We start from the raw sequence: 15149 nt of genomic DNA on the forward strand, positions 1-15149 counted from the left end.
TTGGTCGCTGAGGTTCGCGAATCCGGGATGACGACGATGAATGGGGCTGTTCGGGCAAGATGGGTGGGCGGTACGGCGATGGCGCTGATCGCCGCCCATATCGGGCTGTCGGGCGCGGCGCAGGCGCAGGCGACCGGCGGAACGATCGAGCTCGACACCATCACCATCACGGCCACCAAGCGCCCGCAGGCCGATGCGAACCTGCCGATGGCGACGACCGTCCTGACGCCGGAGGCGGTGCCGCCATCCTCGCTCGACGCGGTCGCGGATGTGGCGCGCCAGTCGCCCGGCACCAACTTCATGGATTTCGGCCGCTTCGGCGAGAGCTACATGACGATGCGCGGCGTCGGCACGCTCGGCACGGCGCTCAACTCGCTCGACAGCGTGATCGGTCTTTCGGTGGACGGCGTGCCGACGACGCTCTCCGCCATCGGCGCGCCCTTTCTCGACGTCGACCATATCGAGGTGCTGCGCGGCCCGCAGGGCACCACCTTCGGCCGCAACGCCTTCGCCGGCGCGATTAACGTGGTCAGCGCTCCCGCCGACGGCAAGCGCGTGTTCAAGATCGACGCCGAGGGCGGCAGCCATGGCTACGGCTTCGTGCAGGGCACGGTGGGCGGCTGGCTGATCGAGGACAAGCTCGCCGGCCGCGCCGCCATCCGCGTGCAGAACTACAATGGCGACATCCCGAACATCATCGTGGGCGGGCGCGAGAACGGCGCGCGTCTCAGCGCCGCGCGCGGCACGCTGCGCTTCACGCCCGATGACAGCCTGACCATCGACCTGACCGGCAACTACAACCGGGACCGGCGGACCAACTCCGCCTTCATCCTGCGGGAGCAGGCGCATTTCCCGACCAGCAGCGCCGATATCCGGCCGAGCAACCAGCAGGAGATCGCCAGCGGCTCGCTGAAGATCACCAAGCGCTTCGCGCCCTTCATCCTGACCTCGACCACGAGCTACCAGGACGTCTCGCTCACCAATCGCGGCGACTTCACCGATTCGATGCTGTTCAGCCGCGCGACCGGGCTGCCGGCCTTCATCTTCAACAATCCCTACACGGACAAGATCCATTTCGAGGATCGCGAGCACATCTTCAACCAGGAGCTGCGGCTGAACTCGCATGAGGGCTCGCCGATCCAGTGGGTGGTCGGCGCCAGCTACTTCCGGTCCGACTATCAGACGAAGCGCGACGCCGGCACGGCCTATTCGCCGACGCTGAACGGCCATTTCGACAACAAGATCGCGAGCGAGACCATCGCCGCCTTCGCCGATGCGACCGTGCCGATCGGCCATGGCTTCGACCTCTCGGGCGGGCTGCGCATCGCCCACGACCGGCAGAAGCTGCGCGGCAACTACCTCACCAACGGCTATCCCGGCACGGTCCCGTCGCTCACGCAGCGCAACAGCTTCGACGACACCTATCTGACCGGCCGCCTCGCCCTGTCCTACCACTGGAACGACAAGGTGATGAGCTATGTCTCGGCGGCGCGCGGCTATGCCTCGGGCGGCTTCGAGAAGACCACCTCCTATGCCGGCTTCGGCATGCTCTCGACGCCGTTCCGCCCGGCGAAGTCCTGGACCTACGAGCTCGGCACCAAGGCCGAGATCGCCGATGGCGTGCGGCTGAGCGGCGCCCTGTTCTACAACGACGTCAAGGACGGCCAGCTCACCGGCGTCGACCCCGCGACCTTCCTGCCCTTCTTGACCAACCAGGCCTTCCGCAGCTACGGCGTCGAGGGCAGCCTCAATGCCCGGCTGGCGGAAGGGCTCGAGCTCACCGCGGGCGGCGCCTGGATCAAGTCCCGCATCGTCGACGTGACGCTGGCCTCGCTGCTGAGCGGCGTCAACGCCGGCAACGAGGTGCCGCAGGTGCCGGCCTTCACCGCCAATATCGGCCTGTCGTACCGCGTCGCCGCGGGCGCGGTCGGCCTGCCGGGCTATTTCACCGTCAAGGCCGACTACCAGTTCGTCGGCAGCCGCTATGCCGACGTGCAGAACAGCCAGGGCGCCAAGATGGAGGCGTACAACATCGTCAACGGCCAGATCGGCTGGGAGAACGACACTGTGAAGGTCTACGCCTTCGGCCGTAACCTGCTGGACGAGCGCCCGCTCTCCTACAGCTTCAGCTACGCGCCCGGCGCCACGGTGGCCTATGTCGGGCGCGGGCGCGTCATCGGCGTCGGAACCTCCGTCACCTGGTAGGAGGCCGCGTCGCCGGACCGGCCGCCTCCGCATCGGGGCGGCGACGCGGAAGCCCTGTCTCGCCGCTTCCGGCCGCGGCTTGGCCGGAGCCCCCGGAGCCGCGCGGCCGGAGCGCGCCGGCGCTCTCAGCCGCGCCCGTCGGCCGCGTCCGGCGGCCCGTCCTGCCCGGGATCGGTCCGGCGCAGATGCATTTGCCTCCAGGTGCTGCCGACATGGTCGCGCAGCGCGACCGCAAGGGCCCGGCCGTCGCGCTTCGTCAGCAGCTCGAGCAGTTGGGCATGCTCGGCGATGGCCGTCTGCCATAGCGAAATATCGGCGCTGCCTTGCCAGCGATAGCGGAAGAGCTGGTGGTTCAACCGGGAATGCAGCGCCGTCAGCGTGCCGTTGCCGGCCGCTTCCAGGAAGGCGTGGTGGATCGCCTGGTTCAGCCGGAAATAGGCGGCGCGATCGCGCCGGGCGAAGGCCGCCATGAGCTCGTGCTGCAATGCGGAGATTTCCGCGATTTCGGCGTCGCTAGCCCGGACGGCCGCCAGCTCTCCGGCATAGCCCTCGAGGACGGCGAGAACGCCGAGCTTCTCGGCAATGAGCGCCTCGGAGAGCGTGGCGACCACCGCGCCCCTGTTGGGCTGGAGATCGACGAGCCCCTCGCCCGCCAGCGCCTTCAGCGCGTCGCGCAGAGGGGTTCGCGAGACGCCCAGCCGTTCCGCCAGGGCCCGTTCGCGCAGGGGGGTCCCGGCCGGGAGCTCCTCCGTGACGATCAGATCCCGCAATCGGTCGGCGATCGTCTCGGACAGGAGCGCCGCCGGCGGAGCTGCGATGCCTTGTTCGACATGGGTCATGCCGCGCCGCCCGTTATCCCGCTCGCCCATGGTTCAGGCTCGTTGGAATACCAAAATGATGTGGCTTACAATAATCTGTGTGGGATAAATTCGAATAAAAACAATGATTTATTTGATTCCTTGACGGCTTCATCGGTTCCTGCCTTATGTTGGTATACCAAAACTGCCCTCTGGGACCGCAACCCGCGAGGCATGGGAGCTTATGTCAGTGGCAACGACCTTCACCTCAACCGCGTCCGCAGGCGCCAAGCCGTCGAACATCCGCTGGCGCGTCGTCGCGCTGATGTTCGTGCTCTACACGATCAACTGCATCGACCGCATCGCCCTTTCCGTCGGCCTGCCCGTCATCGGCAAGGAATTCGAGCTTTCGCCGGCGATGCAAGGGCTGATCCTTTCCGCGTTCTTCTGGACCTATTGCGGCTTCCAGATTCCCGGTGGCTGGGCGGCGGACCGCTGGGGCGGCCGGCGCGTCCTCGGCTGGTCTACCGCCCTGTGGGGCTCGTTCCAATGCCTCGCGGCGGCCGCGGTCGGCGGCATTTCGATGATGCTCACCCGCATCGGCCTGGGCGTGTTCGAGGCGCCCTATATGCCGACGGCGAGCAAGCTGGTCGCCGCCTGGCTGCCGCCGACCGAGCGGTCGCGCGGAATCACCCTGATCGATTCCGGCGCGCCGCTGGGCTCCGCCTTCGGCGGCCTCATCATCTCCTCGCTGATCGTCTTCTTCGATTCCTGGCGGCTCGCCTTCCTCTGCGTCGGCGTCCTGACGCTGCTGTTCGGCGCCTATGTGATCTGGCAGTTGCGCAACCGGCCGGACGAGCACCCGGAGGTGAATCCGGCCGAGCTCGCGGTCATCGCGGCCAAGAGCGAGGCCGTCGCCGATGACGATGGCAAGCGCCGGATGTCGGGGCGGACCTTCGCGGCGATGATCGTCGGCCGGATCGGTTGGACGATGATCTTCTTCGGGCTGGTGACCTGGGGGCCGAACTATCTGTCCTCGGCGCGCGGCTTCGACCTGAAGGCGATGGGCTACGCGACCTTCGTCATCTTCGCCGCGGGCGCGGTCGGCGCCGTTTTCGCCGGCACCCTCGCCGACTGGCTCCAGAAGCATCTGCCGCGCGACCTCGCCTTCAAGGTGCTGTTCGGCCTGTCCGGCCTCGTCGCGCTCGGCGGCCTGCTGGCCCTGCCCTATGTCAGCGACGCGGTGACCGCGGTGGCGCTGCTCGCGGTGACCGTGCTCTTCCACTTCTTCGGCAGCCTCTACTGGACGATCCCCGCCATGCTGGCGCCGCGCGAGCGCATCGGCCTGGTCGGCGGCGTGATGAACTTCGCCGGAACCTCGAGCGGCATCGCGGCGCCGATCCTGATCGGGTTCCTGGTGCAGTGGACCGGCGGCTTCGATGCGGTCATCACCTATTTCACCGGCTGCGCCGTGGTCTATCTGATCGGCTCGCTGCTGATCGATTTCCGTCCGGCGCAGGCCGCCGCCGGGAGGGCCGCGGCATGAGCGGGGCCGAGCTCTACACCGGGCCGATCATCGACGCCCATCACCATGTCTGGGAACCGCGGAAGCACAATTACCCCTGGCTTTCCGGCGCGCTGCTCGTCCCGCATCGCTATGGCGACTACACGCCGGTCAAGCGCGACTACCTGCCGGCCGACTACCGGCGCGACGCCGAGGGCGTGAACATCGCCGCGACCGTCTATGTCGAGGCGGAGTGGGACCCGGCCGATCCCCTCGGCGAGACCCGCTATGTCAGCGGGCTGGCGCGGGAACACGGCCTGCCGAACGCGATCGTCGCCCAGGCCTGGCTGCATCGCGACGATGCCGGCGAGGTCCTGGCCGGGCAGGCGGCCTTCGGCCTGGTGCGCAGCGTGCGCCACAAGCCGGAAGGGGCGGCCTCTCCGGCGGAGGTCGCGGCGGGCCGCCGGACGCTGATGTCCGACGAGCGCTGGCGCTCCGGCTATGCGCTGCTCGAGCGCCACGGCCTGCATTTCGACCTGCAGACGCCGTGGTGGAACCTGGCCGAGGCGGCCGAGCTGGCCCGCGACTTTCCGCGCACCACGCTGATCGTGAACCATGCCGGCGTCCCGGGCGATCGTTCGCCGGAGACGCTGGCGGGCTGGCGTGCGGGCATGGAGGCGCTGGCGGCGCGGCCGAACGTCGTCGTGAAGATCTCGGGCCTGTGCCTTCCGGGGCGCGCCTGGTCGGTCGACGACAATGCCGAGGTTGTCGCCACGATTCTGCGGCTGTTCGGCCCGCAGCGCGTGATGTTCGGGTCGAACTTCCCGGTGGACGGGCTGTGCGCCAGCTTCGGCGAGATCTTCGACGGCTTTCGCCGGATCGCCTCGTCCTGGAGCCCGGCCGAGCAAAGGGCGATGTTCTGGGAGACCGGCTTGCGCATCTACCGCCCCGAACTCTCCGACGCCAACCGTGGAATGCCGACCGCATGAACAGCCATCAGCGTTTCGCCAAGGCCACGCGCCCGATTGAAGTCGCCTTGATCGGGGCGGGCGCCTTCGGGCGCTCCCTGCTCGGGCAGGGCGCCCGGATGCCCCTGATGAATGTCCGCGTCGCGGTCGATCTGACGGCCGAGCAGGCCGCGGCCGCCTTCGCCGCAACGGGCAGCGCAGCGGCGCGCATCGCGCTGTGCGGCAGCGCCGGCGAAGCCGCCGCAGCCTGGGAGGCGGGCAAGCTGGTGGCCGCCGGGTCGCTCGACGTGGTCCTGGGCCTGCCGGTCGACATCGTCGTCGAAGCCAGCGGCCATCCGGAGGCGGGCGCCGTCCATGCGCGGGCGAGCCTCGAGGCGGGCAAGCATGTCGCGCTGGTGACGAAGGAAACCGATTCCGTCGTCGGCCCCTATCTCGCGAGGATGGCGCGCGACCGCAACCTCGTCTGCACCACCGTCGACGGCGATCAGCCGGCGCTGCTCATCGGGCTGGTGACCTGGGCGGAAACGCTCGGCCTGCCGATCATCGCGGCCGGCAAATCGAGCGAGTACGACTTCGTCTTCGACGCGACGGCCGAGCTCATGCGCAGCGAGAGCCGCCAGGCGCCGGTGCCGGGCTTTGCGCGGCTCTGGGAGATCGGCGCGGAGGGGCTGCGCGACACGCTGGCGATGCGCTCCCGCCTGGCTGCGGCCTTGCCCCAGCTCGCGGTGCCGGATCTGTGCGAGATGGCGGTGGTCGCCAATGCGACCGGATTGAAGCCCGACGTCGCTTCCTTCCACGCGCCGATCGCGCGCATCGTCGAGGTCGCCGATATCTTTTCGACCGGCGCCGATGGCGGCCTGCTGGGCGGCGAGCGGCGGCTCGATGTCTTCAATTGCCTTCGGGCGGAAGGCGATCTCTCCTTCGCCGGCGGCGTCTTCATCGTCGTGCGCTGCGAGGACGCCGAAACCTGGAAGGTCCTGGCCGGCAAGGGTCACACGCTCAGCCGGAACGGCAAGGCGGCGATGCTCTGGCTGCCGCGGCATCTGCTCGGCCTCGAGGCGCCGATCAGCATGCTGGACGCGGTCGTCAACGGCGTCTCGGTGGCCGGCAGCCCGAAGCCGGTGGTGGACCTGGTCGGGCGGACGACGAAGGCGCTGGCGAAGGGCACGCTGCTCAAGGCCGAGGGGCATCACCACACCATCGACGGGGTCGGGCCGGAGCTGGTCGACGCAGCCCCCCTCGGCCCTGCCAGGCCCGCGCCCTATTATCTCATCGCCAACCGCAGGCTTCTGCGAGACCTCCCGGCGAACGCGCCGGTCACCCTCGCGGATGTCGGGATCGACGAAGCGGCCCCGCTCTACAGGATGCGCCGCGAGCAGGATGCGCTGTTCTTTGCCGCAGACCGCTCCGGGTAAGCGCCAACGGGAAACCCGAAGCGAACAGTCGCCGGGAGCGAACAACCTTGAAATTATGGGAGAGACGCATCTCGAGACGTTGAGCCGGAGCGTTTTTTCGCAGGTCGACGTCATTCTGCTGCCGACTTGCCCGTCTCTGCCACCGAGGCGCGACGAATATGACAAGCGGCGCGATACGGGCGCCATCCTCGATTTCAACGCACGCCTGGGGGCCTATACGCCGGCTTTCAGCTTTCTGGGCGTGCCGGCGCTTTCGCTTCCGGTCGCCGAGGGAGCGCCGGGTTTCGGGCTGCAAATCGTGGCAGACGCGCACCGCGACGGAGCCCTGCTGCAAGCTGCCCGATCGTTGGAAAGCCTCTGGGCGCCGTAGCGCGCATTCGGTCGGCATGCCGCGCGGTGCGAAACCGTCCGGCGGAAGGACGTCGGGACCGCGGTGGGAGCCGCGTTACCTGAGGCGGCGGGGCTGAAGCGGGAGAGCCGCCGCGGCTTACGGGGGTGCGGCGTCGTGCCGGTGGCAGCGCTGCCGGGTGAGCAACGGCCTCATCCTTGCTTGGAAGCTTGGCGACGACCGAACCCGGGTGGCCGCGCTTCGCGGCCCCTCCATTAGAGGCTTGCGCCCGGAGTGGAAGGGCCCGGCAGAGCGGCCCCTTCCCGGCCGGCCTTCAGGTTCCGGACCGGCGTCAGCCCCTGCGCTGCCGCATGCCGGCTTCGCAGATGGCCGCCCAGCCCTCAGACAAGGGCCTCCTCCTTCTTGCCGAGCAATGTGAACAGCACGACCAAAGGCAGGAAGGTCAGCAGGATGAGCACCGTGCCGAGCGCCGAGGCGACGCCGAAATTGCCGTTCACGACTTCATTGAAGATCTCGATCGCGACCGTCGCCGTCGTTCCCGATTGCAGGATCAGCGTCGCGCTGAGCTCGCGGATCGTGTTCGACCAGGTCAGGAGCGCGCCCGACAGGATCGCGGTCGCCAGCAGGGGCACGGTGATCCTGAGGAAGGTCCGGCCCGGGCCGGCGCCGAGATTGATCGAGGCGTCCTCGGTATCGCGCGAGATCTGCTGGAGCATGCTGACCGAGGAGCGGACCGAGAAGGGCAGCCGGCGGATGAAATAGGCCAGGATGAGAATGGCCGCGGTCCCGGTCAGGGCGAAGGGCGGTTCGTGATAGGTCACGACCAGCCCGACGCCGAGCACGATGCCCGGGACCGCATAGGAGAACATCACCGCCGTATCGAGCAGGCTCGAAACCGGCCCCGGACGGCGCACGATGATATAGGCGACCGCCGTCCCGACCAGCGCGCAGAGCAGCGTGGCGACGGTGGTGTAGAACAGCGTGTTCCAGAGGGGGAGCGCGAGCCGGTCCATGATCCGCGCATAGTTGTCGAGCGTGAAGCTCGCGACCAGGACCGGCCCGTTCGACTTCAGGAAGGACGAGACGACGATGTTCGCCAGCGGCAGCAACGCGAAGCCGATCAGCAGGAAGACGAAGGCGGTCGCGGCGATGCGCTTGCCCAGAGGCTGTTCCTGCACCTGCAGCGGGCGGATCGCGGCCGTCGCATGCGAGAAGCGCGCGGAAAGCCAGCGCTGGAGCAGGAGCGCCGCCGTCGTGACCAGCAGGAGCAGCACCGAGAGCGCGCTGGCGAGGACCGGGCGGCCGCCGAATTCGTTGACGAACTCGCCATAGATCAGGACGGGCAGGACGCGAAAGCGCTCGCCCAGGATGATCGGGGTCCCGAGATCGGTGAAGGAGGCGATAAAGACCAGCAGCGCGCCCGTCGTGATCGAGGGGACGAGCAGGGGCGCGATCGCGGTCCGGAAGGTGCGGAACTCGCTGGAGCCGAGATTGCGGGCTGCGTCTTCGACGCTCTGGTCGATCGATTTCAGGCCCGAGGAGACGAGCAGGAAGACGAAGGGGAAGAATTGCAGCGTGAAGACGAAGATGATGCCCGGCGCGCCGTAGATCGAGGGCAGCGGGATGCCAAGCGAGCTGAAGAACTGGGTCAGGACGCCGCTGCGCCCGAACAGGACCACCCAGGAGTAGGAGCCGATGAAGGGCGGCGAGACGAAGGTCAGGACGACCGCGGCCCGCACGAAGCCGCGCCCCCAGATCTCGTAGCGATTGACGAAATAGGCGGCCGGAACGCCGAGGCAGACGGCGAAGACCATCGGCCAGAAGCTGACCCAGAAGCTGTTCAGCAGCGTCTGGTAGTAGAAGCGCTCCGAGAAGAAACTGACGTAGTTCTCGAAGACGCCGCCCGTCTTCGCCCCCGCCGAGAGGCTGACGCCGACGATATTGGCGACCGGCAGCAGGAGGAGCCCGGCGATGAGGACGAACACGATCGCCGTGACCACCGGCCAGAAGCCGAGATGGCGCGCCAGGCCGCCGCGCCGCGGCGGGCCGGCGGTATCGGTCAAGGCGCTCATCAGGCGACCTCGGGGGCGAACAGCGCGATGGCCGCTGGCGAGACGCCGAGACGATAGCGGGTCCCGATCGCCGGAAGCGCGACGCCGGAGCGGTTCGAGCCCGCGACCTGGACGAGGTGGCCGCCGCCGAGATCGACGGCGTAGCGCACGGTGCCGCCGAGGAACTGGATATCCGCCAGTGTGCCGACCAGGCCGTCGCCGCCGCCATCCGGCGGGCACAGCTCGATATCCTGCGGGCGAAAAGCCGCTTCCAGCGCGCCGGCGGGCAGGTCTCCGCGCAGCTTTGCCGTGAACTGGCCGCCCGGCAGTTCGAGGCGGACATGGCCGGGGCCGGCCTCGCCGCGATGCACCGCCGGCAGGAAGTTGTTCTCGCCGATGAAGCTCGCCACGAAGCGCGTGGCCGGCCTGTTGTAGATGTCGTGCGGGCTGGCGACCTGCTCCAGCCGGCCGCCGCGCATCACCGCGATCCGGTCCGACATCAGCAGCGCCTCTTCCTGATCATGCGTGACATAGATCGTGGTCACGCCGATCTTGCGCTGCAGGGCGCGGATCTCGGTGCGCAGATGGATGCGCATCTCGGTGTCGAGATTGGAGAGCGGCTCGTCCATCAGCAGCACATCGGGCTCGATCACCATGGCGCGTGCGAGCACGACACGCTGCTGCTGGCCGCCGGAAAGCTCCCGGGGCTTGCGGTGGCCGAGATGGGAAAGGCGGGTCAGCTCCAGATAGGTGTCGACCTTCCGCTTGATCTCGGCGGCCTTGAGGCCGCGGGCGCGCAGCCCGTAGGCGATGTTGTCGACCACGCTGAGATGGGGAAAAATCGCGTAGCTCTGGAACACCATGCCGGTATTGCGGTGCTGAGGCGCCAGATCGTCGATGCATGTGTCTCCGAACAGGACGCGCCCGCCCGTCTGCTTCAGGAAGCCGGCGACGATGCGCAGCAGGGTCGTCTTTCCGCAGCCCGACGAGCCGAGCAGGGTGAAGAATTCGCCCTTGGCAATAGCGAGGGAGACGCCGTCGACGGCGATGGAATCGCCGTAGCGTTTCGTCACCGTGTCGATGCGGACGGAGGTGGAAGCCATCTGGAAACCCGGTCGGTCGCGCTGGTCATGAAAGGCGGGCGAGGGCTCGTGCCCTCGCCCGGGATCGGCTCGGCGGCAGCGTCTATTGCTGCGTCCTGACGATGATCTTCTGCATCCTGTCGAGCACCTCGGCGCGGCTGGAGGCGGCCCATTTCGAGTCGTAGTCGATGACCTTGAGCTCGGCGGCGGGCTTCATCTCGGCATGGGTCTGCGTGCCCTTGCGGGTCGGCCGCCGGCCCGGGAACTTGGCGGTGAGCTCCTTCTGCGCCTCGGCCGAGAGCAGGAAATCGGCGAACAGCTTCGAGGCCTTCGGGTTCGGCGCGCCCTTGACGATGAACATGCCCTCCGGCTCCAGCAGCGTCCCGTCGGCGGGGTAGACGATGCCGGCGGTGCCGGCGAGCACGTAGTTGAACGCGCCTTCCTCATAGGTCACGCCGAGCGGATATTCGCCGCGGCCCACCTGCTGGAACACCAGGCTCGATTTGAGGATGATGTTCATGTTCTTCGTCATGTTCTCGACCATGGCCCAGCCCTTGTCGTCGCGGCCGTAGATCAGCAGCCAGGTGTTGAGCGCGGCCAGCGCGGAGCTCGACTTCGACGGGTCGGCATGGACGATCTTGCCCTTCCATTCCGGCTTGGCGAGATCGGCCCAGGTCTTGGGCGCCTGTTCGGGCTTCACCTGGCTCTTGTTGTACATGATCACCATGGTGCTCGCGGCAAACGGCGTGTTGTAGCCGCTGGCATCGAGCATCTTGGGTTCGATATCGGCGAGTTCGGGCGAGCTGTACTTGTCGAACAGGTCGGGCGCGGAGGCGCCGGTATCGGAGAAGCCGCCCCACATGATGTCGGCCGCCGGACGGTTGCGCTCGGCGCGGATGCGGTTCAGGAGCTCGCCGGTGCCCGCCTTCACGGTGGTGACGCGGATGCCGTACTTGTCGCCGAACATCTTGGTGAAATGATCGACCATCTCGGAAGGATGGGAAGCGTAGACGACGAGATTGCCTTCGGTGGCCGGGGCCTGCGCAAGCGCCCCCGCCCCGAGGGCAAGCGAGGCGACGGCCCCCGCGATGATCGCTTTGACGACTGAGTTCATGGTGTCCCTCCGCTGCGTTCGTTCTGTATGGCGCGCCGGCCGGCCGAACGATCCGGCGGCGCTTCGTTCCTGCGAGGTTCAGACGATTCCGCCGCTCCCCGTGGCTTGCGGGCGCCGGGCGGCGACGGTCTTGCGGTAGTTCGAGACGCGGTAGGCGCCGACGGGGTCGATCGCTCCGCCGATCCGGCGGCGCGCCTCGGCGAGCAGGGGCGTCACGTCGGTGCGGTAGGCGCGGCGCAGGGTCTCGGCCGCCATCGCGACATCGTTCCGCGCCTGGCATGCGGCGAGCTGCTCCCGATCGACCAGAAGCGCCTGGGCATGGGCGCGCCGGGCGGCATCGGCGCTCAGCATCAGGCTCTCGATCGGGTCGGTGACGTTGTGCGACTGGTCGAGCATCAGCGCCGGGGCTTCGTCCCAGGCCCCGCGCTGTTCGGCGTCGACAAGCTCGTTGAAGACGAGGAAGAGCCGGAACGGATCGACCGAACCGGCATCGAGATCGTCGTCGCCGAAGCGGGAATCGTTGAGGTGGAAGCCGCCGAGCTTTCCGGCGGCGATCAATCGCGCGACGATCAGCTCGATATTGGTCGAGGGGGCGTGATGGCCGAGATCGACCAGGCAGCGCGTCCGGCGGCCGACGGCCTGGGCGGCCAGCAGGCACGAGCCCCAGTCCTGCACCACCGTCGCGTAGAAGGCCGGCTCGAAGTTCTTGTATTCCAGCAGCAGCCGCCAGCTTTCATCCGGCAGGGCGGCCTCGATCGCGCGGACGGATTCGACATAGCGCTCGAAAGCCTGCGCGAGATGGCTCTGTCCCGCGAAATTGCTGCCGTCGGCGAGCCAGATCGTCAGCGCCCGCGCGCCCAGCGCCTGCCCCCTGGAGATGCAGTCGACATTATGCGCGATCGCCTGAGCCCGCACCTCCGCATCGACATGGGACAGGCTGCCGAACTTGTAGGAGAGCTTCTGGCCGGGCCGGTCCTGGAAGGTGTTGGAGTTCACCGCGTCGAAGCCGAGGCCGAGCTCCTCTCCGCGCGCCTTCACTGAAGCCATCTCTGCCGTATCGTCCCAGGGGAAATGCAGCGAGACGCGCGGCGTCGCCCGGCCGAGCTGCTGGATGACGGCGCAATCCTCCAGCTTGTCGAAGATGTCGGCGGGCTCGCCCGGGCCTGGAAAGCGCGCGAAGCGCGTTCCTCCGGTGCCGACGCCCCATGACGGCACCGCCACCTCCAGCGCTGAGACCCGCGCCAGAAGCGCCTCGCAATCGAGACCCCGCCGGGACAGCGCGCGCGCGAGCGCCTCGTAGTCCTGGGCGAGCTCGTCTCCGTTCCGCCGGTTATGCGCTTCGACAATGCCGGGATCGATCAGATGCTCCGTCATGATCTATCTCGTGAAGGCGGGCGCGTGCCCGGCATCGACGTTGAGAATGTTGCCGGTGGACTTCGCCGAAAGCTCCGAGGCGAAGAAGTGGACGGCCTCGGCGATGTCCTCGGGGAAGACGTTCAGCTTCAGCATGCTGCGCTGCCGGTAGACCTCGTCAAGATCGTTGGGCGCGACATTGTAGGCGCCGGCCCGTTGCGCCCGCCACTCGCCCTCCCAGATGCGGGAGCCGCGCAGGACCGCGTCGGGGTTGACGACATTGGCGCGAATGCCGTGAGGGGCCCCCTCCAGCGCGAGGCAGCGGCAGAGCTGGATCTCGGCCGCCTTCGCGGTGCAATAGGCCGCGGCGTTGGGCGAGGCGACCAGCGCGTTCTTCGAGGCGATGAAGACGATGGAGCCGCCGCGCGATTGCGTCTTCATCAGCCGGAAAGCCTCGCGCGAGACCAGGAAATAGCCGGTGGCGAGAATGTCGAGATTGCGCTGCCAGAGTTCGAGGCTGGTTTCGTCGAGCGGCGCGGCCGAGGCGATCCCCGCATTCGACACCAGGATGTCGAGCCCGCCGAAGGCGAGCGCCGCCTCGCGGAACAGGGCGGCGACGCTGCCCTCGTCGGTCACGTCGACGGGAAAGGCGGCGACGCGGTCGCGGCCATGGCTCCCGACCAGCGCCGCTTCGGCCTCGTCGAGGGCGGCCCTGTCGATGTCGCAGATCACGACGCAGGCGCCTTCGCCGAGCAGCCGCCGGGCGCTGGCGAGGCCGATGCCGCCGGCCCCGCCGGTCACGAGCGCGACCCGGCCCTCGAGCGGCCTGCTCTTGGGCAGACGCTGCAATTTGGCTTCCTCGAGCAGCCAGTATTCGATGTCGAAGGCTTCCTGCTCGGGCAGCGCGACATAGGTCGAGGCCGCCTCGGCGCCGCGCATCACGTTGACGGCGTTGACGTAGAACTCCCCGGCGATGCGCGCCGTCGCCTTGTCCGCGGCGAAGGTGAGCATGCCGATTCCCGGCACGAGGACGACGACCGGATTGGCGTCGCGCATGGGCGGCGAATCGGGGCGCCGGCAGCGCTCGTAATAGCCGAGATAATCGGCGCGATAGGCCGCGATCGCCTGGCGCAGAGCGACGGCCAGCTCCTCGTCATCAGGCGGGAGGGCTCCGGCATCCAGCACCAATGGCCGGATCTTGGTGCGCAGGAAATGGTCCGGGCAGGAGGTTCCGAGCGGCGCGAGCGCGGCGAGGTCCTTGCTGCAGACGAAATCCAGCACCGCGGCCCGATCGTCGTAATGGCCGACCTTCGAGCGCCCCTCCGAGACGAGGCCGCGCAGGAGGGGCATCAGGCGGGCGGCCGCCGCGCGGCGCTCCTCCGGCGGGCGGATGGCGACCGCCGGGCCGCCGAAAGCGGGCTTTCCGGCCTCTTGCGCGGCCAGCCAGGCGATGGCCCGGTTGATGACCTCGATCGTGGTCTCGTAGCAAGCGCGCTGTGTCCCGCCCCAGGTGAACAGGCCGTGGCTGCCGAGGATCACGCCGCGCGCGTCCGGATTGTCGCGCACGAAGCCTTCCAGCATCAGCCCGAGCTCGAAGCCGGGGCGCCGCCAGGGCAGCCAGCCGACATCGTCGCCGAAGATTTCGCGCGTGATCGTCTCGCCATCGGCCGAGGCGGCGATGGCGATGATCGCATCGGGATGGACATGGTCGACATGCGGATGGGCGATCAGGCCGTGAAGCGGGGTGTCGATGCTGGCGGCGCGGGGATTCAGGCCGAAGGTGCAATGCGGGTAGAGCGCGACGACCTCGTCCTCCCTCGCCGGTCCGGCATAGTTTTCACGGATGCTGCGGAAGCGCGCCATGTCGAGCGTCGCGAAACCGTCGAGGCGGATCGAGCCGAGATCGCCGCCCGAGCCCTTGACCCACAGCACCTCGACGGGAGCGCCGGTCAGGGGATCGGGCAGGCTCAGCTTCGAGGAGGTGTTGCCGCCGCCGAAATTGGTGATGCGCCGGTCGGCTCCGAGGAGGTTCGAGCGATAGACCAGCAGGTCCTGCGGCGAAAGCGTCTCCGCCAGCCTCTCGTCCCAGGCGCTGGCGAGCAGGCGCGGCGAACCGCCCGAACTGGCGTGATCGGCCATGAGATCCTCGGCTTCGACGTTTCCGGCAGGGGCTCTTGCGGCCGCCTTGCCATGATCTCATCGTAAACCATCAAGAATTGTCAAGTTCGATCAATTTCTGTCATCGTCTTGCAGCCCAAGACGGGTATGCGGGTGATAAAATAAAGCCGCGGGCGACCGTGGCCGGCGTCAT

Annotated in this window: 11 protein-coding genes; 5 read left to right on the top strand and 6 right to left on the bottom strand. The window is 68.1% G+C overall.

All coding sequences use genetic code 11. From position 1 onward, the window contains the following. Positions 1-36: 36 nt before the first annotated feature. Positions 37-2205 (top strand): TonB-dependent receptor, encoded by a 2169-nt coding sequence (locus ACWH43_RS01360; RefSeq protein ID WP_260348203.1) that lies wholly within the window; start codon positions 37-39, stop codon positions 2203-2205. 125 nt (positions 2206-2330) lie between these two features. Here ACWH43_RS01360 and ACWH43_RS01365 read toward each other — a convergent pair whose 3' ends face one another. Continuing rightward, the gene (locus tag ACWH43_RS01365; RefSeq protein ID WP_260348202.1) at positions 2331-3074 is read right to left on the bottom strand and encodes a GntR family transcriptional regulator; all 744 of its coding nucleotides are present in this window, start codon (positions 3072-3074) and stop codon (positions 2331-2333) included. A gap of 178 nt (positions 3075-3252) precedes the next feature. On the opposite strand from ACWH43_RS01365, the gene ACWH43_RS01370 reads away from it, so the two are divergent. Genes ACWH43_RS01370 through ACWH43_RS01385 form a run of 4 tightly spaced genes read left to right on the top strand, consistent with a single transcriptional unit; the run spans position 3253 to position 7259 of the window. Then, the gene (locus tag ACWH43_RS01370) at positions 3253-4548 is read left to right on the top strand and encodes an MFS transporter (protein ID WP_158446849.1); all 1296 of its coding nucleotides are present in this window, start codon (positions 3253-3255) and stop codon (positions 4546-4548) included. Further along, complete coding sequence (locus tag ACWH43_RS01375; RefSeq protein ID WP_158446850.1) at positions 4545-5495, top strand: amidohydrolase family protein; 951 nt, start codon at positions 4545-4547, stop codon at positions 5493-5495. The genes ACWH43_RS01370 and ACWH43_RS01375 overlap by 4 nt, the downstream gene beginning before the upstream one ends. Then, a complete protein-coding gene (locus ACWH43_RS01380; RefSeq protein WP_158446851.1) occupies positions 5492-6889 on the top strand; it encodes a flagellar biosynthesis protein FlgA in 1398 nt (465 codons plus the stop codon). The genes ACWH43_RS01375 and ACWH43_RS01380 overlap by 4 nt, the downstream gene beginning before the upstream one ends. Next, a complete protein-coding gene (locus ACWH43_RS01385; RefSeq protein ID WP_260348201.1) occupies positions 6867-7259 on the top strand; it encodes an amidase family protein in 393 nt (130 codons plus the stop codon). The genes ACWH43_RS01380 and ACWH43_RS01385 overlap by 23 nt, the downstream gene beginning before the upstream one ends. 359 nt (positions 7260-7618) lie before the next feature. Here the strand turns inward: ACWH43_RS01385 and ACWH43_RS01390 are convergent, their stop codons facing one another. From ACWH43_RS01390 to ACWH43_RS01410, 5 genes are all read right to left on the bottom strand, one after another. Next, a complete protein-coding gene (locus tag ACWH43_RS01390) occupies positions 7619-9310 on the bottom strand; it encodes an ABC transporter permease (RefSeq protein WP_158446853.1) in 1692 nt (563 codons plus the stop codon). Further along, the gene (locus tag ACWH43_RS01395) at positions 9310-10392 is read right to left on the bottom strand and encodes an ABC transporter ATP-binding protein (protein ID WP_158446854.1); all 1083 of its coding nucleotides are present in this window, start codon (positions 10390-10392) and stop codon (positions 9310-9312) included. Before ACWH43_RS01395 ends, ACWH43_RS01390 begins: the two co-directional genes overlap by 1 nt. Before the next feature lie 82 nt (positions 10393-10474). Further along, positions 10475-11485 (bottom strand): extracellular solute-binding protein, encoded by a 1011-nt coding sequence (locus ACWH43_RS01400; protein ID WP_158446855.1) that lies wholly within the window; start codon positions 11483-11485, stop codon positions 10475-10477. Between the two features lie 78 nt (positions 11486-11563). Next, positions 11564-12859: an L-rhamnose catabolism isomerase gene (rhaI, locus tag ACWH43_RS01405; protein ID WP_260348199.1), complete on the bottom strand. Its 1296-nt coding sequence runs from the start codon at positions 12857-12859 to the stop codon at positions 11564-11566. Between the two features lie 3 nt (positions 12860-12862). After that, complete coding sequence (locus tag ACWH43_RS01410) at positions 12863-14977, bottom strand: bifunctional rhamnulose-1-phosphate aldolase/short-chain dehydrogenase (protein WP_158448164.1); 2115 nt, start codon at positions 14975-14977, stop codon at positions 12863-12865. Positions 14978-15149: the final 172 nt, after the last annotated feature.

This window comes from Allobosea minatitlanensis (genome assembly GCF_964020775.1).